Annotated in this window: 20 protein-coding genes; 4 read left to right on the top strand and 16 right to left on the bottom strand. The window is 68.2% G+C overall.

Annotation, left to right across the window (positions count from 1 at the left end):
• Positions 1–173: 173 nt before the first annotated feature.
• From JW364_RS17350 to JW364_RS17360, 3 genes are all read right to left on the bottom strand, one after another.
• Positions 174–1220 (bottom strand): IS30 family transposase, encoded by a 1047-nt coding sequence (locus JW364_RS17350; RefSeq protein WP_240199239.1) that lies wholly within the window; start codon positions 1218–1220, stop codon positions 174–176.
• A gap of 576 nt (positions 1221–1796) precedes the next feature.
• Positions 1797–3125, bottom strand: a complete 1329-nt coding sequence (locus JW364_RS17355; RefSeq protein ID WP_205333894.1) for a ClC family H(+)/Cl(-) exchange transporter — start codon at positions 3123–3125, stop codon at positions 1797–1799.
• Between the two features lie 26 nt (positions 3126–3151).
• A complete protein-coding gene (locus JW364_RS17360) occupies positions 3152–4189 on the bottom strand; it encodes an Lrp/AsnC family transcriptional regulator (RefSeq protein WP_205333895.1) in 1038 nt (345 codons plus the stop codon).
• Between the two features lie 144 nt (positions 4190–4333).
• On the opposite strand from JW364_RS17360, the gene JW364_RS17365 reads away from it, so the two are divergent.
• Complete coding sequence (locus JW364_RS17365) at positions 4334–5899, top strand: MFS transporter (protein WP_205333896.1); 1566 nt, start codon at positions 4334–4336, stop codon at positions 5897–5899.
• 15 nt (positions 5900–5914) lie between these two features.
• On the opposite strand, the gene JW364_RS17370 is transcribed toward JW364_RS17365, so the two are convergent.
• The 7 genes from JW364_RS17370 to JW364_RS17400 all read right to left on the bottom strand — a co-directional run bounded on the left by JW364_RS17370 (position 5915) and on the right by JW364_RS17400 (position 12572).
• Complete coding sequence (locus JW364_RS17370; protein WP_223258887.1) at positions 5915–6394, bottom strand: hypothetical protein; 480 nt, start codon at positions 6392–6394, stop codon at positions 5915–5917.
• Positions 6395–6426: 32 nt separating this feature from the next.
• Positions 6427–7329 (bottom strand): LLM class flavin-dependent oxidoreductase, encoded by a 903-nt coding sequence (locus JW364_RS17375; RefSeq protein WP_205333897.1) that lies wholly within the window; start codon positions 7327–7329, stop codon positions 6427–6429.
• An 88-nt stretch (positions 7330–7417) separates the two neighbouring features.
• Positions 7418–8701, bottom strand: a complete 1284-nt coding sequence (locus JW364_RS17380; protein ID WP_068970719.1) for a fatty acid desaturase — start codon at positions 8699–8701, stop codon at positions 7418–7420.
• 8 nt (positions 8702–8709) lie between these two features.
• On the bottom strand, positions 8710–9822 hold the full coding sequence (locus tag JW364_RS17385; RefSeq protein WP_205333898.1) for a ferredoxin reductase: 1113 nt from the start codon (positions 9820–9822) through the stop codon (positions 8710–8712).
• A gap of 142 nt (positions 9823–9964) precedes the next feature.
• Positions 9965–10444: a DUF456 domain-containing protein gene (locus JW364_RS17390; protein ID WP_058249871.1), complete on the bottom strand. Its 480-nt coding sequence runs from the start codon at positions 10442–10444 to the stop codon at positions 9965–9967.
• Positions 10445–10459: 15 nt separating this feature from the next.
• A complete protein-coding gene (gene purT, locus JW364_RS17395; protein WP_205333899.1) occupies positions 10460–12142 on the bottom strand; it encodes a formate-dependent phosphoribosylglycinamide formyltransferase in 1683 nt (560 codons plus the stop codon).
• Between the two features lie 79 nt (positions 12143–12221).
• A complete protein-coding gene (locus JW364_RS17400) occupies positions 12222–12572 on the bottom strand; it encodes a UBP-type zinc finger domain-containing protein (protein WP_078112749.1) in 351 nt (116 codons plus the stop codon).
• Between the two features lie 43 nt (positions 12573–12615).
• Between JW364_RS17400 and JW364_RS17405 the strand changes: the two genes are divergently transcribed.
• Both JW364_RS17405 and JW364_RS17410 read left to right on the top strand, forming a co-directional pair.
• Entirely contained in the window at positions 12616–14208 is a 1593-nt protein-coding gene (locus tag JW364_RS17405) for a Na+/H+ antiporter (RefSeq protein ID WP_078112661.1), read from the top strand.
• 277 nt (positions 14209–14485) lie between these two features.
• Positions 14486–14884, top strand: coding sequence for a hypothetical protein (locus tag JW364_RS17410; RefSeq protein ID WP_205333900.1), 399 nt, complete (start codon positions 14486–14488; stop codon positions 14882–14884).
• A 9-nt stretch (positions 14885–14893) separates the two neighbouring features.
• Here JW364_RS17410 and JW364_RS17415 read toward each other — a convergent pair whose 3' ends face one another.
• Together JW364_RS17415 and JW364_RS17420 are read right to left on the bottom strand one after the other, a co-directional pair.
• Positions 14894–16447 (bottom strand): adenylate/guanylate cyclase domain-containing protein, encoded by a 1554-nt coding sequence (locus JW364_RS17415; RefSeq protein ID WP_205333901.1) that lies wholly within the window; start codon positions 16445–16447, stop codon positions 14894–14896.
• Between the two features lie 328 nt (positions 16448–16775).
• Positions 16776–18062, bottom strand: a complete 1287-nt coding sequence (locus JW364_RS17420; protein WP_065629574.1) for an adenylosuccinate synthase — start codon at positions 18060–18062, stop codon at positions 16776–16778.
• Positions 18063–18143: 81 nt separating this feature from the next.
• On the opposite strand from JW364_RS17420, the gene JW364_RS17425 reads away from it, so the two are divergent.
• Positions 18144–18800, top strand: a complete 657-nt coding sequence (locus JW364_RS17425; protein WP_165629638.1) for a hypothetical protein — start codon at positions 18144–18146, stop codon at positions 18798–18800.
• A gap of 8 nt (positions 18801–18808) precedes the next feature.
• Here JW364_RS17425 and JW364_RS17430 read toward each other — a convergent pair whose 3' ends face one another.
• From JW364_RS17430 to JW364_RS17445, 4 genes are all read right to left on the bottom strand, one after another.
• Positions 18809–20161 (bottom strand): MFS transporter, encoded by a 1353-nt coding sequence (locus JW364_RS17430; protein WP_205333902.1) that lies wholly within the window; start codon positions 20159–20161, stop codon positions 18809–18811.
• Positions 20162–20275: 114 nt separating this feature from the next.
• Entirely contained in the window at positions 20276–21100 is an 825-nt protein-coding gene (locus JW364_RS17435) for a polysaccharide deacetylase family protein (RefSeq protein WP_205333903.1), read from the bottom strand.
• A gap of 49 nt (positions 21101–21149) precedes the next feature.
• A complete protein-coding gene (locus JW364_RS17440; RefSeq protein ID WP_205333904.1) occupies positions 21150–22061 on the bottom strand; it encodes a cation diffusion facilitator family transporter in 912 nt (303 codons plus the stop codon).
• Positions 22062–22109: 48 nt separating this feature from the next.
• The gene (locus JW364_RS17445) at positions 22110–23234 is read right to left on the bottom strand and encodes an aromatic acid exporter family protein (RefSeq protein ID WP_205333905.1); all 1125 of its coding nucleotides are present in this window, start codon (positions 23232–23234) and stop codon (positions 22110–22112) included.
• Between the last annotated feature and the right edge of the window lie 33 nt (positions 23235–23267).

The following is a 23267-nucleotide window of genomic DNA, read 5'->3' on the forward strand; positions in this document are numbered from 1 at the left end:
ACCCGGCCGGGCCACGGTCTTCGTGTAGAAATCCGACACCGTTTCAGGGTCTCGGAGTGGTCACCGGCCGGGAAGGCTCACACAAACCAGCATCCCCTGCAGGACGCCGATCCACCCCCATTAGGGTCTCGCAAGGCGTGGCGAATTCTAGGGGTCCTCGCAACACCGGTTGGTTAGACTGGCACAAGTAAATCACGCAGACGTTCGGCTGGGTTTCTCCAGTCGAGCGTTTTGCGTGGTCGGCCGTTGAGTCTTTGGGCGACGAGTTCGAGGTCCTCGGCGCTGTGTACTGACAAGTCGGTTCCCTTTGGGAAGTATTGGCGCAGTAAGCCATTGGTGTTCTCGTTAGAGCCGCGCTGCCATGGTGAATGCGGGTCGCAGAAGTAGACCGAGACACCGGTGGTGATGCTGAACTGCTTGTGCGCCGCCATTTCACAGCCCTGGTCCCAGGTCAACGACCCTCGCAGATGCTCGGGTAGAGAACCGATCAGCGGGATCAGCACGTCGCGAACCTCCTCGGCTGTGTGCCCGCCAGGCAGATGCCCGAGCAGGACGTAGCGAGTCGTGCGTTCGACCAGCGTCACGATGGCCGATTCCGAACGGGTACCGACAATCAGGTCACCCTCCCAGTGGCCCGGAACCGCCCGGTCCTCGACCTCAGCCGGCCGATCGGAGATCATCACCATCTCGTCGACAAACCGGGCTGCGCGGCGCTCTGGAGACCGGCGAGGCTTACGACGTGTGCGTCCGGTGCGCAACGCGTCGGCGACTTCACGGCGCAACCCGCCGCGGGCCTGAATGTAGATCGCCTGGTAGATCGTCTCGGTACTCACTCGCATTGCCTTGTCATCGGGGAACTCGACGATCAAAGCGTGACAGATCTGTTCGGGAGACCACTGCTGGGCAAGTTTGTCGCGGACGTAATCCCGAAGCGGCCCAGCGGTGGCGAGTTTGGACTCCTTCGGCCGTAAACGCGCACTCGCCCAGGCTGTTTGAGCCCGACAGGGACGGTATACCCCTGACACTGAGTACGCATCAATCTCGCGTTTGATCGTCGACGCCGCCCGCCCCAACCGGCGTCCGATCTCGCGCAACGAGTCGCCGGCACGGTGCATGTCAGCGATCTGCTCACGCTCAGACAAGCTCAGGAACCGAGGATGCAGCTGGGCTTCGATCCTGGCCACCGACGGCCGTCGCCCCGCTGAGTCGTACGTTGTCATACCGGTCTTGTAGTCGATGCGGCGACCATCGGGATGAAGGCGCGCGTGAGCACCTTTGCGTATCCCTTGATCCCAATCCTGCGCAGTCCGGATATTGACGCCCACCTGCTGGGCGGCGTCGCGACGACGAACGCCAGCCGCCCGCAACTCGTCATAACGAGCGCGCCCGGGATGCCCAGAGGTCCCCGGCTTGCCAAGCCCGCGTAACCCGGCTCGACGCACCCAGCCAGACGCAGTACTGCGATTGACACCCACACGACGAGCGGCAACCGTGACACTCCCGCCTTCGCGATCCAGCGCCTCGAAGAACCGATCCTTCAACTCTGCAGAAACCACGATCCCCGCAACTCCCTGAAAGCCAGGGTGTTGCGGGGATCGCTAGAACCCGCCCGTCTCACCAGGCCCTTCGTGGCTCGTCGACCTCGACGCGCTCCTTCGTCGCGTGCTCGGCCCGGCGGCTTACGCTCCTCGCACCTCAGGGACCAGTGGGTGTGTGGCTCTTCCGGATTAGGGAGCATGTGCGGCAGCTCGCAAGCTCGCTCCTCAGGGAGCGGGGTGACGCTCGCAAGCTCGCTCTCAGGGAGCGGAGGGAGGCTCTTCTCGTCCAGCCGGTTTCGCGAGCATCCGCTCGCGAAGAGAGTCGTAGACCGGCGGCGACCCGGACAGGTGGGCGACGAGCACCGCGGCGGCGGTCGCGGCCAGCATGGGGAGGGCGACCGTGGTCGTCGCGGTCATCTCCATCACGACGACCATCCCGGTGAGCGGGGCCCGGACGACCGCACCGAACAGCGCCGCCATCCCGGCGAGGATCATCGCGCCCCGAAATCCCGATGCTCCTGAATCCGGTTGTTGCACAATGATGTCGGCGACCTCGGCGAAGGCGGCACCCCACAGGGCGCCGAGCGCGAGCAGCGGTGCGAACAGGCCACCCGGCGTGCCCGCGGCATAGGAGAGCGGACCCGCGACGAACCGGACGAGGAACAGTGCGACGAGCGCCGGGAGCACGACACCGCCGTCGACGACCGCCTGGGTGAGGCCGTCCCCGCCGCCCGCGGTGCGAGCGTCGAGGGCGAGAAGCGCACCGATCGCCGCGCCGATGAGGGCGGCGCGTCCGATCGGCGGTATCCGCGAGAACCGGCCGACCCAGCCGAGGGTGCCGAGAACCATGCGGCTGTAGGCGATCCCGATGACGCCGGACACGAGACCGAAGACCACGAAGACGGGCAGCACCGTCACCGACGGCACGTCGAGCGAGGGCACGTCGAACTCCGGGCGGTCGCCGAGGATGACCCGTCCGGCGGCGACGGCGGCCACCACGGCGAACACCGTGGGCACCACGAGGCGTAAGCGGACCGAGCGGCCGACCTCCTCGAGTGCGAAGAGCGCGCCGCCGATCGGAGCCGTGAACGCCACTGCCAGTCCGGCCCCGCTGAGTGACGTCTGCATCACCCGGACGTCGGCGTCGTCGAGACCGCCGCGCCGGCCGGTCTCCGCACCGACGACCGAACCCATGTGCACTGTCGGGCCTTCGCGGCCCAGCACGAGTCCGGAACCGATCGCGGCGAGCGCGCCGAAGAACTTGGCCGGGATGAGGCTCAGGGGCGCCGGTGACGCCTCCCCGCGCTCGACGGCCTCCACGTGTTGGATCCCGCTTCCCGCCGCGGTCGGCACCAGCCGGACGGCGAGCGCGCCGAGCGCCGCACCGGTCGCGGTGACCGCGATCGGGATGAGCCACCCGGGGACACCGAGTCCCGCCGACCAGTCGAGCATCTCGACCCGCCAGCGGTCCAGGTGGTTCAGGCACCAGCGGAAGGCTCCACCGAGTACGCCGGTCAGCAGACCGGCGATGACCGCCAGCAGACACAACCGCACCAGGCCGCGGTCGGCACGCTGTGGCGAGATCACACGTGGACGCTACCCCGCCGCGGGCATCACACCGGCTGAATCAAACGCCCCTGCACCACAAGCGAGGCGTTCTGCTTCAGCCGGCGCATCCGGATGCTGACCGAGTACCCGGTGACGCCGCCGATCGCGGCGACCCGGGTGCGCAGATAGTCGTGGAAATGCGCGGTGTCCCGGCAGATCACCGACACCATGAGGTTCCACTCGCCGCTGATCGCCGCCGCGAACGCCACCTCGTCGTGAGCCGCGAGTTCGGTGCCCACCTGATCGAGAGCCGAGGGGGTCACCGTCAACCACAGCGTGGCGCTCAGGTCGAACCCGTGCCGGTCGGGGAGGATCTCGACGTCGTAGAAGAGCGCACCCCCGCGCTCGAGCGTGCGCAGCCGGCGGCGCACTCGTCCGACCGTCCATCCGCAGATCCGGGCCAGTTCGCGGTGCGCTCGCCGACCGTCCTGGGTCAGCGCGTCGATCAGCACGGCATCGTCGGCCGTCAACCGCGCGCCACCCGCCGGGGCATCCGACGACGGATCGTCCTGCTCGGGGTCCTCCGGCATGTCGTCGACCACAGCAGCCGCAGCGGAAGCGAGGAGGTCGCGGTCCCGATCAGAGAGGTGGCCACCGAATCCGGTCCACCTCGACGCGGGGTGACCGGGATCGAAGGCGTGCAGGACGAGATCGATGCGGACGTCGGTCACCGAGGCTCGGGCGGGGAACGTCTTGGCGATGGCCTCCTCACCGGCCACGCCGAGCGGCGCCCGGATGAGACAGATGATCTCCGCACCACCGGACGCGACATACGCGAAGGCGACATCACGCCGGCGGGCGAGCGAGGACGCGAGCGGTTCCATCCGGTCCGGACGGCACCGCACCCGCGCCACCCACTCCGACTGGCCGCGGACGGACGGCTTGATGATCCCGACGACCTTCATCACGCCGGCCCGCCGCATCGCCTGGTAGCGGCGCGCCGCGGTCTGCTCCGAGATCCCGGCCACCTCACCCAGCTGGCGGAACGTCGCACGCGGCGACACCTGCAGCGCACGGAGGATCGTGCCGTCGATGTCGTCCATGGTGGAGGAAGTGTATCGCCGCGCGACCCACAGTGCCGTATCGATACCGGCACTCGGGATCTGTGCGTGGTTTCGTAGACGCGGACCAGACAATGAACTCCTGCCCCGTTCGGCGACCCTCATCGACCTGCGAAAGCGAGCGCGTTGACCGCGACCATCTCCCCCGTTCCCACCGGCGTACCGACTCCCCCGGCCCGTCGGACGGCCACCGTGGTGATGGCCTGCCTCGGCGTCTTCGTCGCCTACCTGCCCATCACGAGCGTCGCCGTCACCCTGCCGGCGATCGGCACCGCCTTCGGCGCCTCGACCGCCCAGTTGTCCTGGGTACAGGACGCGTTCGTCCTGCCGATGGCCGCATTCATCCTCACCGCCGGAGTATTCGGCGACGTGTACGGCCGACGCAAGGTCTATCTGGTGGGGCTCTGCCTCACGGCGTCGGGCGCGTTGGTGGCGCTGTGTGCGAATTCGATCAGCATGGTGTGGATCGGACAGGCGCTCGCCGGAACGGGCGCGGCCGCCCTCCTGCCCACGACCCTGGCACTGATCAGTCACGCGGTCCCCGACTCCCGGGAACGGGGCAAGTTCATCGGCATCTGGGCGTCGTCGCTCATGCTCTCGCTGACCGTCGGGCCGCTGGTCGCGGGTCCGGTCGCCGAGTCCGCCGGCTGGCGATGGATCTACCTGCTGCCGATCCCGATCGCCCTCATCGCGCTGGCGGTGGCCGCGACGATGCTCCCGGAATCCCGCGCACCCCATGCCCGTCGCCTCGACTGGTCCGGCCAGATCTCGGCCGCGATCGCCGTCACGGCACTCGTCTTCGGCGTCATCGAGGCCGGCGTCTACGGCTTCGGCGACCCCCGCGTCGTCGTCGCGCTGCTGGCCGCCGCGGTCGCCGCAGTCGGGTTCGTCGTCATCGAAAAGCGTTCGGCGAGTCCGATGCTCGACCTCGACCTCTTCCGGAGCCGCGCCTTCACCGCCACCACCCTGGTCGCGATGATCGCCTTCCTGGCTCTGATCGGGTTCATCTTCGTGCTGAGCATGTATTTCGGGCTGGTTCAGCAACTCGGCACCGTCGAGGCCGGTTGGCGGCTGGCCCTCATGAACGGCGCCTCGATGCTGGTCGGCGGGCTCGCCGGCAAGATGATGCATCGAATTCACGCCCGGTTCCTGATCGGCGGCGGACTCCTGATGGTCGCCGGCGCCCAGTTCGCGCTGCTGACCCTCGACGCCCACACCTCCTTCGCCGCCATCTCGTGGCGTCTGGTCGTGCTCGGGCTCGGCATGGGACTGGTGATGGCGCCGATGACCGCGACCGCGGTGTCGGCCGTGCCCTATCACCTGTCGGGGATGGCCGCGGCCGGGAACAACTCCTTCCGTCAGGTCGGCGGCGCGCTCGGCCCGGCCGTGCTCGGCGCCCTCCTGACCGCCGGTGCGGTGAACTCGTTGCCGCAGAAGCTGATCGATGCCGGTGTCGCCGAGCCGGTACGTGACCGGGTGATCGGTGCGGTCGACACCGAGGGCCTGGCCGCCGCGAGCGGCCTGAACCTCGGCGCCGACGCCCCGGCCGTGATGAACGCCGTCGGCGACGCCTTCCTCGACGGAATGCGTCTGTGCCTCACGTTCTCCGGCGTGCTCACCGCGGCCGCTGCGATCCTCGCACTCGTGATGCTGCGCCCCGGGCGGGCCGTCGAGGAGCAGCCGGCGGGCTGACCGCCGGTCGGTCCGTCAGCTCCGGCGGCCCCCGACGAGTGAGGTGACGTAGCGCGCCGGGACGTCGAACCACACCTCGCGCACCGGGGCCTGCTGGAGCACCGAGCCGGGCAGCTCGGTCAAGTAGGTCAGACTCAATGTTCCGCTGAAGTCGGGGTTCACGCGCTCGAGCGCCGGGATCTCGATGACGAGCCCGCCGTCGTCGATGACCGCGCGGACCATCGAACCGCGCGGGGTCGTCCACTCGTGGTCGATGGCACGACCCGCCCGACCGGGCACGCTCGACATCGTCGCGAGGACGCGTCGGGGCGTCAGGACTACAGCACCGGTGAAGGGCCGGACGTTGCCCTGCGCCGATCGACCGGGCACTTGCCCGCTGAATCTCAGTGTCACGGGCACGAATTCGACGATGAGGTACGCGCCGTCGGAGACGACCTGCGCACGGAGGTCGTCTGGGAGCTTGCCGATGCCGAGCATCCGGCGCAGGGAGGCCACCGCCACACCCTAGATCTCGGGACGCCGCGTCGTCAGGAGAACGCCGCCGCCACGTCCGCCGCGCGCCGGAGCTGACCGGGGTCCGAACTTGTCGGGATGAGTTGCACCTCGTCGGTACCGATGTCGGCAAACCGCCGCAGGACCTCGGCGAGCTCGGCCTCGGTGCCCGCCCACCCGGTGGTGGGTGCGATCGCGTCGACGAACTCCGACGGGATCCAGTTCATGTAGTGATGCAGGTGCCGGGTCACCTGCGCTCGGGGACCGTCGCCCTCACCGATCGCGAACCAGAACGACGTCGCGAGATGCGGTGCCGCCCGACCGGCATCCGCCCATGCCGACCGGGCAATATCGAAGAGCTCGTTCTGCTTGCCGGCATCGAGATCGAGGGTGACCCCGGCGATTCCGTCCGCCCACTCGACCGCGCTACGAATCGTCTTCGGCCCGGTGGTCCCGACATGCAGTACCGGACCACCCTTACGATGCGGCGGCGGACCGACCGGCAGGACCGACTCGGTGAGTTTCTCTCCGGCCCACACCCGTTTCATCGTCACGGCGCGTTCGGCCAGTTGGCGCATGGTCTGCGTCGACGGGTCCGCGCCGACCGCCCGGTAGTCCTCGTGTCGCCCGCCGACCCCGAGTGCCACGGTGAGACGTCCTCCCGACAGCATGTCGCCGGTCGCCAGCGACTTGGCGAGCATCACCGGGTCGTGCAGCTGCGGCACGACGACCGTCATCACGAGCGGCACCCGTCGGGTCCACGCCGCCAGCGCGCCGAGGAGGGTCAGGCATTCCGGATTGTCGAACGCGATGCGTTCTCCCCAGCACAGTGAGCTGAACGGACCGTCGTCGATGGTGGTGGCCCACGAGTGGAGCATCTCGGCGTCGAGATCCGGCTCCATCACAGGCATGGTCATCCCGATGCGCACGAGCGCCATTCTGACACGGACGCACGATGCCCCGGGGGTTATTCGCAGATGTCGCGCATCGTCGCGAGAAGCGCAACGATGCGCGACATCTGTTATGTCACAACTGGTTCCATGCCGGGCGGCCCGACGCGGCCCGCCCCACATGCGCCGACCGCACCGGGGAATTCTTGAGTTCACGCAACGCCGTCCGCAGACCCCGTCGCTTCCCGGTCGCCGGGTCGACGCCGAAGTGGTCACTCATGCCCTCGCGGATCGCGAAGCGCAGCTCCGACGCCGTCTCCGGCGCGTCATCCGACGTCGCCTTCAACAACGAGTTCGGCAGTGCCAGCTTCGCGATGGTCCGGAACGACTGGGCATATTGACCCAGGAGGGTCCCCGTCGTGTACGGCAGGTCGTATTTGTCACACAACTCGCGGACACGCACACCGATTTCCTCGTACCTACTGCTCGGCAGGTCGGGGAACAGGTGGTGTTCGATCTGATGACTGAGGTTCCCGCTCATGAACCGCATCAGCGGTCCGGCCTTGAAGTTGGCCGATCCCAACATCTGACGCAGATACCAGCGCGGTTGGTCCTCGTTCTCGAACTCGTCGACCGTGAACTTCTCGGCTCCGTCGGGGAAGTGACCACAGAAGATCACCATGTACGCCCAGTAGTTCCGGATGATGTTCGACGTGAAGTTCGCGGTGAGCGTCGTCTTCCAGTTCGGACCCGCCAGAGCCGGGAAGATCAGATAGTCCTTGGCCGCCTGTTTGCCGACCTTGGTGCCGATCACCCGGAGATCCTTGGCCGCCTGACGGTAGGTCTTCTCTTTGTTGCGCAGCTTCTCCGTCTCCAGATGGTGCAGCGCCACACCGTATTCGAAGAACGTGCCGAGCGTCAGGTTGTAGATCGGGTTACCGACGTTCCACCACTCCCAGGGCTGGTCCCGGGTGACGCGCAGGATTCCGTAGCCCACGTCGTCGTCCATCCCGACGACGTTCGTGTACTTGTGATGGACGAAGTTGTGCGAGTGCTTCCACTGCACGCTCGGGCAGGTGGTGTCCCACTCCCACGACGACGAGTGGACCTCCGGATCGTTCATCCAGTCCCACTGGCCGTGCATCACGTTGTGGCCCAGTTCCATGTTTTCTATGATCTTGGCGAGCGAGAGCATCGCGGTCCCGGCAGCCCAGGCGACCTTCTTGTCGCTGAACATCAGGGCGAGCCGGCCACCGGCAGCGAGGCTGCGCTGCAGGGTGATGGCCCGGCGGATGTACTTGGCGTCGGCCTCGCCCCGCGACTCCTCGATGTCACGACGGATGGCGTCCAACTCGGCGCCGAGGGTTTCGACGTCGCTCTCGGTGAGATGTGCGTATTGATCGATGTCGGTGATGGCCATGAAGCCTCCTACAGATCTAGGGTGCATTCACCAGACACGGCGCTGATGCATGTCTGGATTCGTTCTCCTTCGCGACGTTCCTCGCCGGTGCGCAGGTCACGCACGTAACCCCCGGCGAGCGGCACGACGCAGGTCTGGCAGATACCCATCCGGCAGCCGAACGCCATCTGGATTCCCAGGTTCTCCCCTGCTTCGAGAAGTGTTGTGGCGCCGTCGATCTCGGCTTCCTTGTCCGAGATCGCGAACTTCACGGTGCCGCCCTCGCCACCGTGGTCGGTGCGCGCGATGGCGAACCGCTCCACGTGGAGACGTTCACGCAGGCCGCCGTCCTCGTAGTGCGACTCCATCGCGTCGAGCAGTGCCACCGGTCCGCAGGCCCAGCATTCTCGTTCGCGCCAGTCCGGTGCCCACTCGTCCATCCGCGAGACGTCGAACTTGCCCATCTCCTTGGTCAGCTGGAGATTGAGGTCGTAGTCGTCGGCCTCCTGGGCGAGTTTCTCCATCTCGTCGAGGAAGATCACGTCGTCGCGGGTGGGCGCGGAGTGGATGTGCACGATGTCGGGTGTCTGACCGTGCGAACTCAGCTGCCGCAGCATCGCCATGACGGGAGTGATCCCGCTGCCCGCGGTCACGAACAGGATCTTGCCCGGAACCGGCTCGGGCAGATGGAAGTCGCCCTTGGGCGACTGCAGCCGGATGATCGTCCCGGGGCTGACGCCGTCGACGAGATGCGACGACAGGAATCCGTCGGGGTTCGCCTTGACCGTGATCGCGATGGTCTTGTCCTCGTTGGCGCCGAACGACGTCAACGAGTACGACCGCCAGTGCCACTTGCCCTCGATCTGCAGACCGATCCCGACGTACTGGCCCGGTTTGTACGACTCGGGGAACCCCCAGCCCGTCCGGATGGTGACGGTGGCGGTGTCGTCGGTCTCCTTGGTCACGTCGAGCACCTTGCCGCGGAGCTCGCGCGCGCTCCACAGCGGATTGATCAGGTGCAGATAGTCGTCGGGCAGCAACGGGGTAGTCGCTCGGGCCACCAGACCCCGGATGATGTTGACCTCCGGCTTCCGGGCCTCGACCCCGGCCGCCGGCCGCTTGCTCCACTTCAACAGGTTCACTCAGACTCCTCCCCTAGAAATCCCCACGGCTGGAGTTACTGACCGGTACTACCCTTCGGTGCACGACTGTACACATCAATCGGTGACCGCGGTCACACCATTTGATACTGGCAGGTCACGACCGGTGCCGCGACCCGTTCGGTCACCAGGTGAAGGCGCCGCCGGTCCAGATGCCCGTCGCGATCAGCGCGAAGAGGAGTTCGATGCCGATCGTCTTCACCGCCGCCTTCAGCGCCGAGAACGCGCCCCGCCACGCGCCGTCGAAGCTGCGCGTGCGGACGAGTTCCGATGCCAGCGCACCCACGATGAAGCCGAGCAGCAGGCCGATGACGGGGACGACGAAGAAGCCGACGATGCCGACCAGGCCGCCGACCACGATCGTGCGGTTCGGGATCGCGTCCGCGCGCAGCGACCGGCCCGCGATCAGATACTTGAGCACCTCGCCGATGCCGATGACGACGATGGCCAGAGCGAACACCGACCAGGCCCAACCACCCACGACGAGGGCCCACACGAACAGTGCGCCGACGATGAGCAAGGTGCCGGGCAGGATCGGCACGACGATGCCCACCAGGCCCACCAAGATCACCGCTGCGACCAGCAGCTCACCCCAGAACGGCACCCGGACCTCGTCCGATCACTCGCCGGGCTTCGACGACGCACCGGGGCGCGCGTCGGCGGGCCGGTCGTCGGTCTTGACCATCGAGGTCATCGCCGGGGCCTGATCGTACGGGGCCTTTTCCTGCGGGGCCGGCCGTGGCGGCGGGCCCGCCGGACGCGGCGGGGTCCCCGACGGGGGGATCGGTGCGGGCGGTACCGGGCGTGGCCCCCCAGCCGGCCGCGGTGCGGGTGGCCGGGGTCCGGGCGGCGGTCCCGGACGACCGGGCGGCTGTCCCAGCGGCGCACCCGGCGGTTTCGGTACACCGGGAGGCGGACCGACGGGTCCGCGCGGCGGGCCGACCGGGCCGGGCGGCGGCCCGGGGCGTCGCGGAGGCGCCGGGGGCGGGGTCGGCGGAAGGGTGGTGGCCTTGCGAACGGCCGGGCGGCCCGGCACGGGTGTGACGAGCGACGCGGCGCGGACGGCACGTTCACGCGCGACCGGCACGTCATCGGCTGTCGCGGTGACCACGCCCATGCGCCGGCGGTGGAAGCTCTCGGGCTTGCCGAACAGCCGGATGTCGGTCTCGGGTACGGCAAGTGCGGCGGCGACGTTCTCGAAACCGATCGCCGGCTCGTCGAGTTGCCCGTAGATGACGGCCGAGGCACCCGGGGACGCGAGCGTGACGTCGACCGGGAGACCGAGGATCGCGCGGGCATGCATCTCGAACTCGGACAGTCGCTGGGTCGCCATCGTGACGAGGCCGGTGTCATGGGGCCGCGGGCTGACCTCGGAGAAGTAGACATCGTCGCCCTTGACGAAGAGTTCGACGCCGAAAACGCCGCGCCCGGCCAGCTTTCCGTCACCGAGCGCGGTGGCGATGCGCGCCGCGATCGAGGTCGCCGAGGCGTGCGCGTCGGTGCTCATCTCATGGGGCTGCCAGCTCTCCACGTAGTCGCCGTTGATCTGTCGGTGACCGATGGGCGCACAGAAGTGGGACGTGAGCCGGCCGGTGGCCGGATCGATCGCACGAACCGTGAGAAGGGTGATCTCGTAATCGAATTCGACGAAGCCCTCGACGATGACGCGACTGCCCTGCACCCGACCACCAGTGTTCGCGGTCTCCCAGGCCGAGGCCAGCTCCTCGGGGCCCCGCACGACCGACTGTCCCTTGCCCGACGACGACATGACGGGCTTGATCACACACGGGAACCCGACCTGGCGGGCCGCGACGGTGACCTCCTCTAGAGTGTCGGCGAAGAGATACGGCGATGTCGGCAGCCCGAGTTCCTCGTCGGCGAGACGTCGGATTCCCTCGCGGTTCATGGTGGCGACGACAGCGCTCGCGGTGGGGATGACCTCGGCGATACCGCGTTCGGCGACGTCGACGAGGGCCTCGGTGGCGATCGCCTCGATCTCGGGCACCACGTACGCGGGACGATGTTTGTCGATGACCGCGTGCAGGGCGGCGGGGTCGGTCATGTCGATGACCTCGGCATGGTGGGCGACCTGGTGGCCGGGCGCGTCGGCGTAGCGATCGACGGCGACGACCTCGACGCCGAGGCGCTGGAACGCGATCACGACCTCTTTGCCGAGTTCACCTGCCCCGAGGACCATCACCTTGGTCGCGGTCGGACTCAGCGGCGTGCCGATGACGTCCGGCGGCCCGGTCGTCGGCGCCGGCTGGGCTGCGCTGGGCGCACTCTCGCTGTTCGACGTCATCCTCAAATCCTACTTGCCGCCAGCACAGATCCCGGCGCACTCCTCCACCTCGTCGAACACACCAAGGACCGTCGGGTGATCATCCCGTCACCTCGTGCACGAAGCACCAGCGCCACACCTCGTCCGGTTCGGCCGAACGCATGACCGGGTGCCCGGTCTCGTGGAAGTGACCGGTCGCGTGTCGTCGCGGGCTCGAATCGCAACAACCGATGTGCCCGCACGTCAGGCACTTCCGAAGATGTGCCCAGTGGGTCTCGCCGATCGCGACACAGTCCTGGCAACTGCGGTCGTCGCCCGATGCCGGCGCCGGGTCGGCGGCCGGCGCGGCGTCGAACGACTCCAGTTCGACGCAGCGCGCCGTGCTCGAGGCGTCGGAACCGGACCCCGCCGGCCCGGACGCGGCCGATGACTTCCGCCGAAAGATCTTCATGCCCGACATTATCCATCGGGCCGGCGCGATTAGAGTCGCTCGAATGGGCGCATCGCTACTGCTGGTCGCGGTCATCGCCGTGGCGGTCGCCGCGTTGTGTCGTCGCTATGGCTGGTCATCGCCGCTGGTGCTGGTCACCGTCGGTCTCGGGATCGCATGGATTCCCGAGTTGCCGTCGGTGGCCCTGGAACCCGAGCTCGTGCTCTTCCTCATCCTGCCGCCGCTGCTGTACTCGGCCGCGCAGGAGAGTTCATATCAGGCGTTCCGCGCCAACTGGCGTGCAATCGGATTCCTGGCGGTCGGCCTACCGCTGGTGACGACCCTGGTGGTCGGATACGTCGCATACCTCGTCGTCCCCAATCTCCCGCTCGCCGCGGCACTGGTCCTCGGCGCGGTCGTCGCGCCGCCGGACGCGGTGTCGGCGCAGGCGATCGGCCGCCGGCTCGGTCTGCCGCGCCGGATGATGACGCTGCTCGGCGGCGAGAGCCTGCTCAACGACGCGACGGCCCTCACCGCGTTCCGGATCGCGCTCGCCGCGGCGGTGGGGGCCACCGCGACGGTCGGCGAAGGCGTCCTGACGTTCGCGGTGGCCGCCCTCGGCGGCCTGGTCGTGGGCCTCCTCGTCGGGGTGGTCGTGTCCTGGGTGCGTGTCTGGCTCACCGACCCGCCGATGGAGACAGCGATCGGCATCATCGTCCCGTTCAGCACGTACTACGCGGCCGAGGAACTGCACGGTTCGGGTGTCATCGCGGTGGTCACCGCCGGTCTCTACCTCGGCCACCGGTCGGTGCGGCTGGGCTATGCGACGCGCCTGCAGGACGAGGCGGTGCGCAAGTCGATCGACACCATCCTCGAGTCGTTCGTCTTCTTGCTCATCGGGCTCCAGCTGCCCATGCTCATCGAGGGTGTCGAGAACGAGTCGTGGACGCAGATCGCCATCGACGCCGCGGCGGTCCTGGCGGCGACGATCCTCGTGCGCATCGTCTGGGTCTACCCGGCGACCTATCTGCCCCGACTGCTCTCGCGACGGATCCGCGACCGCGAGCCGCCGCCGAGTCCGGCGTCGGTGTTCGTCGTCTCCTGGGCCGGTATGCGTGGCGTGGTGTCACTGGCCGCCGCGTTCGCCATCCCCGTCTACACCGAGACGAATGAACCGTTCCCCGCCCGCGCCGAGATCCTGTTCCTGACATTCGTGGTCGTGGTGGGGACGTTGCTGATCCAGGGCACCACCCTGCCCTGGGTCATCCGCTTCCTCGGAGTGAGCGGCGACGAGCGCGCCCAGGACCGGCTGGCGTATGCGGCCGCGCAGGACCGTGCGTCCCGGGAATCCGAACGGCGCCTCGACGATTACGCCACCGAACTGTCCGACGACGATCCGCGCCGGCTCCAGGTGGCGATGCTGCGCAAGTGGATCACCACGCAGCGCAATGTGGCCTGGGAGGAACTCGGCCGGGGTCCCGAGGATCTCGGCGAGAGTCCGACGTCCGCCGGGGCACGACTCCGGACGGAGATCCTGCAGATCCAGCGCGCGGTCTTCATCGCCGAACGCGACGCCGGACGCATCGACGACGAGGTGCTGCGAATCGCGTTGCGCCGGCTCGACTTCGCCGAGGGGCAGGGCGACCGGGATCCCTAGCTCCCTGAGGAGCCCGGAGCTTGCAGGCGACACCCCCCTCGCTCCCTGAGGAGCCCGGAGCTTGCGGGCGACACCCCCCTCGCTCCCTGAGGAGCCCGGAGCTTGCGGGCGACACCCCCGTCGCTCCCTGAGGAGCCCGGAGCTTGCGGGCGACACCCCCGTCGCTCCCTGAGGAGCCCGGAGCTTGCGGAGGGCGTCTCGAAGGGTCCCCCATCCGAACGAACCCGGGGAGTTCTGCCCATTCCCACTCGACAAGCCCTGTCCTACCTTCGCTCTCATGAACACGACCATCACCCGCCTGGCCACTGCCGGCGCTTCCCTCGTCCTCACCGCCGGCGCGCTCGCCGTCGGCACCTCGACCGCGGTCGCCGCGCCCTCGGCACCGTCCTGCGATCCCGGACAGCGGACCGTCACCTCCGTCGTCACCGCCCGGTCGGCGGCGTCGATCTGTCAGTGGCGCGCCGACGGCACCCTCGAGTACCGGGGTGTCGCGCGTTCGAGTGGGAACACCCTGTGCATCCCGGTGTCCGAGGTGCACGTGCAGGAGAACGGCAGCGGCCGTCACTACTACGTCGCCTACAACAACGGGTACAAGTACTCGGTCTTCGACGGACTGGGCCTCAGCATCGTCGGCCCGGACGGGCGGCTGATCAGCTCCGAAGACGCGATCGGCTGAGCGAGGCCCTCACTCGTCGTCGACGAATGCGGCGAACACGGTCGTCTCCTCGGTCCGGCCGCGCAGCGAGGTGGTCTCCTGTTCCTCCCACCACTCGGCCTCGTCCCGCTGCGCGGCCTTGACCGCGCGTCCGGAGGCCAACGGCCGCCGCGGATCCCGTTTGGCCAGTTCCGACAGGCGGGCACTCTCGTTGACCGGGTCGCCGATGACGGTGTACTCGAATCTCTCGATGGCACCGACGTTCCCGGCGACCACGGCCCCGTGGCTGACCCCGATACCGGCCGCCAGGTCGGGCACCTCCTCGGCCAGGCCGCGGGCGATGTCGCGCGCGGCGGCGAGCGCGCTGCCCGCGGCGTCGTCGAGATCGATGGGTGCGCCGAAGATGGCGAGCACCGCGTCGCCCTCGAATTTGTTCACCAAGCCGTCGTGTTCCTCGACCGCCCGCACGATGACCGCGAAGAACTTGTTGAGGATCTCGACCACCTCGGTCGGGCGTCGTTGCGCGGCAAGCGTCGTCGAACCGATGACGTCGACGAAGAGCGTGGCGGCGAGACGTTCGGTCCCGCCGAGTTCCGGGTTCGACGACATGGCCGCCTCGGCGACTTCGTGGCCCACGTGCCGTCCGAACAGGTCCCGTATCCGTTCTCGCTCACGCAGTCCCGCGACCATCGAGTTGAAACCCACCTGCAGGTCGCCGAGTTCGGTGCCGTCGTAGACGACGAGGTCGGCGTTGTCGAGGTCACCGTCGCTGACTCGGTTCATCCCGGCGCGCACGCTGCGGATGGGGCCGGTGACGCTCATGCTCGACAGCAGCGTCAGCAGCAGGCCGGTGAAGAGTGCGGTGACCCCGAGGACCGTGGCACCGACGAACAGGTCGAGCTTGGAGGTCTCGTCCCGCGCGAGCCCGAACGCCAGCACCAGCAGGATGCCGATGATCGGGGTCGCCGAACCCACCATCCACGAGACGACCGAGCGCGCCCGCACACCGGTACGTTTGCGCCGGCGGTGGCCGGCCGAGATCAGTTCCGCCGCAACGGGACGCAGGGTGAAGTCGATGAACAGATATGAGATCGCCACCACCACAACACCACTGAGGCTCACCACGAAGATGGTCTTGGGGATCAGCTGTGGGTCGACGATCCCGTACATGATCGTGAGCATGATGGCGGCGATGCCCCACAGGAATCCCTGCACCAGTGACAACCGCCACGGCAGCCGCATCGTCCGACGGGCATCGCGCTTGGTCGGCGCGACGTCGCGGATCGCCCAGCGCAGATCACGGACGCCGACGTAGGTGCCCCATCCGATTCCCACGACGAAGGCTGCGGTGATGTAGACGGGCACCACGATGAAGTTGACCCACCACAGTTCGGCGGTGAAGATGGTCGGCTGCGGGATGCCGACCGCGGTGAGCGCGACCGCGACGATCGCCCCGAACAGGTTGGCCACCACGATCGACGCGGTCAGCAGCGTCTGGATGCGGACCCGCTGTTTGACCGAGCTCTCGCCGACGGAGCCGAGCAGGATGGACCCGTAGTCGCGACTCCCCCGCTTGGCACGCATGGGCACTAGCTAATCACGAGCAGACCGCGAATCCGCGACGAGCTCGCCGAGCGGAGCATCACCCCGCCCCAACCCTGCTCCCTAATCCGAAAAAGCGACCCCATTGCTCCCTGAGGTGTGAGGAGCGCAAGCAACTGCCCGCCGCCCCACTGGCCCCTGAGGTGCGAGGAGCGCAAGCGACGAGCCACGAAGGGCCTGGTGAGACACGTTGCGAGCCCTTCGTGGCTCGCTTCGCTCGCACCTCAGGGAGCATGAAATCAGACGCTCACGGGTGTTCTTTCGTAGACCTCGACGGCCGCCAAGCCGCCGAAACCCCAGGAGCGAAGGGTCAGACGATCTCGCGCCGCACGATCGTCTGGTCCCGTCCCGGACCCACGCCCACGCACGAGATGTGCGCACCCGAGAGCTCCTCGAGCCGCAGGATGTAGTTCTGCGCGTTCTGGGGCAGTTCGTCGAAGGTCTTGCACTGGGAGATGTCCTCCCACCAGCCGGGCATCTCCTCGTAGATCGGCTTCGCGTGGTGGAAGCCGGTCTGGGTCATCGGCATCTCCTCGACGCGCTCACCGTCGACCTCGTAGGCCACGCAGATCGGCACGGTGTCGAGGCTGGAGAGGACGTCGAGCTTGGTGAGGAAGTAGTCGGTGATGCCGTTGACGCGGGTCGCGTAGCGGGCGATCACGGCGTCGAACCAGCCGCAGCGGCGAGCGCGACCGGTGGTGACACCCACCTCGCCGCCGGTCTTGGCGAGGTAGGCGCCCCACTCGTCGAAGAGTTCGGTGGGGAACGGCCCGGAGCCCACGCGCGTGGTGTAGGCCTTCAGGATGCCCAGGACGGTGGTGATCTTGTTGGGTCCGATGCCGGCGCCGACCGCGGCGCCACCGGCGGTCGGATTCGACGACGTCACATACGGATAGGTGCCGTGGTCGACATCGAGCAGGGTGCCCTGGGAGCCCTCGAGCAGCACCGTCTCGCCGTTCTCCAGGGCCTGGTTGAGCAGCAGCCGGGTGTCGGCGATGCGGTGCTTGAATCCTTCGGCCTGCCCGAGGACCTCGTCGACGACCTGCGCCGGGTCGAGGGCCTTGCGGTTGTAGATCTTGACCAGGATCTGATTCTTCAGCTCGAGCGCCGCCTCGACCTTCTGGGTGAGGATCTTCTCGTCGAGGACGTCGGCGACGCGCACGCCGACGCGGGCGATCTTGTCCTGGTAGCAGGGACCGATGCCGCGGCCCGTGGTCCCGATCTTCTTGTTGCCCAGGAAACGCTCGGTGACCTTGTCGATCGCGACGTGGTACGGCATGAGCAGATGCGCGTCGGCGGAGATCAGCAGGCCGGAGGTGTCGACGTCGCGGTCCTCGAGGCCACCGAGCTCGGTGAGCAGCACGCCGGGGTCGACGACCACGCCGTTGCCGATGACGTTCTGCACGCCGGGCGTCAGGATGCCGGACGGGATGAGGTGCAGCGCGAAGGATTCCCCGGTGGGGAGTACGACGGTGTGCCCGGCGTTGTTGCCACCTTGGTAGCGGACAACCCAGTTGATCCGGCCTCCGAGGAGGTCGGTCGCTTTGCCTTTGCCCTCGTCACCCCACTGGGCTCCGATAAGCACGATCGCGGCCATGTCCGGTACTCCTTTGTGTGGCGCGCTTGGGACCAAACCTGACCAACACTACTGGGTCGGCGCGCTCGATACGCTATCCGCGTGCCGTTTGCCCTTCTGAGCCAGACCAGCCGCGCCGACGACAAGAAGGCCGTCCGCGCCGCGGTCGCCGACGCCCTCACCGATCCCGACGTCACCCGACTCGTCGTCGAGCCGCGTGTCGCGGAGCGCTTCGCACCGACCGTGGCGCACGAGAACGACATCTTCCTGTCCCAGGTGCTGGCCGCACTGATGGTCACCGAACGACTCGACGTCGAGATCGCATACGTCTCGGCCGAGGCCACGCCCGCGACGCGTCGCTACCGGTTGCCGCACGGACCGGCGGCCCGCGAGCTCGCCGAACACGGCACGGCGGTCGCGGTGCCGCTCATCCGCGACGACGCCGCGACCGTCATCGTCGGCAGCGCGCGTCACCTGGGCGCCGAGGGCGCGAAGCTGCACGGTGAGACCTACGTCGACAACGAGCGCCTCTTCGACGGCGAGGTGCGTTCGATCCTCATCGAACCGACCCTGACCGCACCCGGCCTCCGCGCGCAGGTGGAGCGGATGTTGTTGCCGGGCAAGTGGTTCACCGGGCGGGCGTGTCAGACGGGCGGGACCAACGTCGTCGTCGAGCGCGAGGGCGTCGTGAACCCGCGCGTGCTCAAGCGCTCGACGTTCTACCGCCACGTCACCGATCTCCTGCTGGTGCGCCCCTGATCCGGGACTCAGCCGACCGGCCGCGCCTGCGGGCCCGTCGTGAGGTGGAGGTCATCGCGCCGGATGAGCGTCGTGGCCACGACGCTGATGACCGCGGTAAGCACGAGGTAGCCGGCGGCGAGCCACGGTGACCCGCCGGCCGCCCCGATCAGCGCGGTGAGGATCAGCGGCGTCAGACCCGAGGCGTAGATGCCGGAGAACTGGTAGACGACCGACAGTCCGGTGTAGCGCACCGGGGTCGGGTACAGACTCGCGAACAGGGTGCCCTGCGCGCCGTAGAAGAGTGCGTGGATCACCCCGAAGACGATCACCAGTCCCACGGTGAACCACAGCAGGTTCGAGGTCCCGAACAGCGCGAACACCGGGTAGACCGCAACGCCGTAGGCGGTGATCCCGATCAGGTAGATCGTCTTGGCGCCGTACCGGTCGGTGAGCAGTCCGGAGAACGGCAGCAGGGCGGCCATCACGAGCGAGGCGATGGTCACGGCCACCAGGACCGGGACCTTCTCCATGTCCAGTTCGGTGGTCGCGTAGGCGATCGCGAAGACACCCCAGGTGTTGAAGGCCGACCCCTCACCCCATCGGGCGAGGAGGCCGAGAACGGTGTTGCGCGTGTTCGGCGGGACCACGACGTCGCGCAGTGGTGCCGTGGACTTCTTGGCGAGCTCGGCCACCTCGGCGAACGCCGGCGTCTCGTCGACCTTCAACCGCACGACGAACCCGATGACCACCAGGACGATGCTCACTCCGAACGCGATGCGCCAGCCGTAGGTCAGGAACGCCTGCTCGTCGAGGGCCACCTGCAGCAGCGCGAACACTCCGGTGCCCAAGGCGAGTCCGAGGGCCAGGCCGATCTGCGGGATGCTCCCGAACAGACCGCGCTTGCCGTCCGGGCTGTGCTCGACCGACAGCAGCACCGCACCTGCCCACTCCCCGCCCAGCGCGAAACCCTGCACGATGCGCAGGAGGAGCAGGAGGATCGGGGCGAGCACACCGACCGTCTCGGCGGTGGGCAGCACACCCATCAGGGCGGTCGCGACGCCCATCATCACCATGGTGATCGCGAGCGTGCGCTTGCGGCCGATGCGATCGCCGATGTGCCCGAAGACGACTCCGCCGATCGGGCGCACGACGAAGCCCACCGCGAACGTCGCGAAGGACAGCAGGGTGCCGACGAACGAGCTCTGGTCGGGGAAGAACAACTGGTTGAACACGAGGCTCGCCGCGGTCGCGTAGAGGAAGAAGTCGTACCACTCGACGGTGGTGCCGAGAAGGCTTGCGGCGACGACGGTCCGGAGCCGTTTGCGACGTGCGACGTCGGTCTCGCCGGCGAGCACGGGTGGAAGTGTGGAGGTAGCCATGACCGACACACGGTAACGACGCGGCCACCCGATCCGACGACTACGAATCAGCGTGAACGAAAGTTGCGGTCGGCGTCCGCACCTCGCCGTCGCCACGGGAGGGGCGGTCGGACCTCAGCGGCCCGCGGCGAAGTAATCGTCGAGTGTCACCATGCGCAGCTTGCGATTTCGGATGATCTCGACGAGTTCCGGATACACCTTGGTCACCGGATCGTGATTGGCGTGGCCGATCACGATGCTCTGCGGACGGAAGTACTTGCGCGCGCAGCGGATGAGGTACTTCTCGGTGATCAGGCCGGAGTCGGACAACGAGCCGTACCAGAGGGTCGGCACCGTGTAACCGAGGTCGGCGGCCACCGCGTCGACGCCTGCGTCGTGGTACCCGAACGGCGGGCGATAGTACGGCGTGCCGTCGACACCGAACTGGTTGCTGAGGAACCGTTTGGTCCGGCGCAGTTCGTCGGCCACCCCGCGCGAGGACAGCTCGGTGAGCGCGGGATGACTCCACGTGTGATTGCCCAGCTGGATCTGGCCGGACTCGACGAGCGGCCGCAGGGTGCTGCGGTGGTCGGTCCAGCCGTCGAACGAACCGGTGACGAAGAAGGTGAACCGGGCGCCGGTGTCCCGGGCGAACTTCACATAGGCGCCGATCACCTCCGAGCTCGCGCCGTCGTCGACCGTGAGCGCGAGACACCGGCCGGGACCGGGCAGTGCGGTGATGGCCCCGTCTGGCAGCGGTCGGCGGGTTCCGACCGCCGGCGGCAACAGTGCCGACGACGGGACGGCCGTCGTGCTGGTCGGCCGCGGCGGGGTGGACGGCCCATCGGCCGGGTCGATCTCGGCCGCCGGGACCGGCGTCGCGCAGCCCACGAGGGCGCTCGAGGTCAGAGCCCCCACGGTGCCGGCGGCGAGCACCGCGAGAAAATCGCGTCGTTCCATTCGCCGCAATGTAGGGCATAACCGACATTCACGGCGCCACGACGCACAGTCACCAGGTCATCTCGTCACGACAACGTCGCTGATGGTCGTCGGGGTCGATCTGCACCGTCGCGTGTTCGAGACCGTGGCGGGCCAGGACGGCCTGCGCGGCCGGCAACACCTCACCGTTGGGCCGACTGCTGCCGAGATGCACGGTGGCGACGTCCATCCCGGTCGTCAGCGTCCAGACATGGAGGTCGTGCACGTCGTCGACGACGGGGATGTCGGCCAGATCGGCCCGCAGGGCCTCGACGTCGATGTGGGCCGGCGCCTGCTGGTTGAGGATGCGCAGCGCGTCGAGCGCGAGTCGCACCGCCCGCGGGACCACCCACAGCGCGATCAGCACCGCGACGACGATGTCGGCGTAACCCCACCCGGTCGTCATCGCGACGACGCCGGCGATCAGCACGCCGACGCTGCCCACGGCGTCGGCCAACACCTCCAGGTAGGCGCCGCGAACCGCGATCGACTCCTTGGCGTCCGCCCGCAACAGCAGCATGACCCCGAGATTCACCAGCAGACCGATCAGGGCCACCACGATCAGCGTGAGGCCCGGGACCTGCGGGTCGCTACCGATACGCTCGACCGCCTCGTAGAGCACGAAGACCGCGACGCCCATCAGCAGCACGGCGTTGGCCACGGCGGTGAACACCTCGGCGCGATGCCACCCGAAACTACGGGTGTCGGTGGTCCGCCCGTGCCGGCCGAGCAACAGCGCGATCAGACCCATGACGAGTGCGACGACGTCGGTCAGCATGTGCCCGGCGTCGGCGATCAGCGCGAGCGAGTTCACCAGGATGCCGGTCACGAGCTCGACGACGAAGTAGCCGCCGATCAGCCCGACCGCCAGCACCATCGGCCAGAGCCGACGCTGTCCCGCAGCCGCGGCGGGAGCGTGCGAGTGCGAATGTGAGTGCCCCATGATGCCGGTCAATATATGCAGAACTTCGCATATGTGGCAACAGTCAAGTCAGCTCCGCAGGGTCGCAAGCGCGGAGGATCGGCGGAGCCCCGCGGTCATCAGCAGGTCGACGAGCAACGACCGGATCTCGGCCAGCAGGGCGGCCTCCGACAGTTCGCTGTTGGTCACCAGATCGGCACGCGCCTTGCGCACGATGCTGCGGATCACCCGCGCGGCATCGGCCTGATCGGGTTCCTCGCCGGGGTCGGCCATCATCATCGCGCGTAACACCTCGAACGCCCCGGCGAGATCGTCGATGATCTCGATCAGCTCCGGCTGCACCGCGACACCCCGCTGGGTGAGGCCGAGGGAACGCCGGGCGATGATCCGGAAGTTGCGGACCGCGTTGTCGATGGGGTCGGCCGTTGCCGAGATCCGGTCCAGCCGCATCCTCGATCCCCAGTACAAGGGCGAGATGCGGGTGACCTCGCGGCCGCCGGTCATGTCCGATCGCATCTTGTTGATCTCGGCCTGCGTCCCGCGACCTGCTTCGAGGGCGGCGGCGATCAGCTCCTCGTCGCGTTCGCGGAGTCCGGTGGCCAGCCGGCGAGCGGCATCGCGAACCGTCGCCAGGACACCCGCCGCGTCGCGTCGCGCCCGGCTGGCCGGGTTCACCGGCAGCAACGCACCCACGAGGATGCCCACCAGCCCGCCGATGAGGGCGTCGATCGCGCGATGGAAACCCGCCACCCCACCGGGCGGGAGGAGCGTCGCGACCAGCGCGGCCGACGAGGCGGCCTGCATGGGGACGAGCGGTCCGTCGTCGAGAAAGACCGCGACCGTCATCGCCAGCGCGACGACGACCATGATCTGCCAGGCGCCTTCGCCGACGAGACTGATGAAGAGGTCGCCGACGAGGATGCCGATCGCGACGCCGCCCACGAGTTCGGCCGCCCGGCGCCAACGCTGTCCCAGGGAGAGCCCGAGCGAGATCACCGCGGCGATCGGCGCGAAGAACGGATCGGGATGATCGAAGATCTCCACCGCGATCCACCACGATGCCCCCGCCGCCAGCGCGCACTGGACGATCGGGACCAGCGACACGCGCAGCCGGCGCAGGCGGCTCTTCAGCGGCGCGGGCATCGCATTGAACACCCGGCGTGGGTACGACGGGTTCGCGGCACTCGGAGCCATCAGGCGGACGTCATCCGCAGGTGACCGATCGGC

This window comes from Gordonia sp. BP-119 (assembly GCF_016924115.1).
In the GTDB taxonomy this organism is placed as follows: Bacteria; Actinomycetota; Actinomycetes; order Mycobacteriales; family Mycobacteriaceae; genus Gordonia; species Gordonia hongkongensis.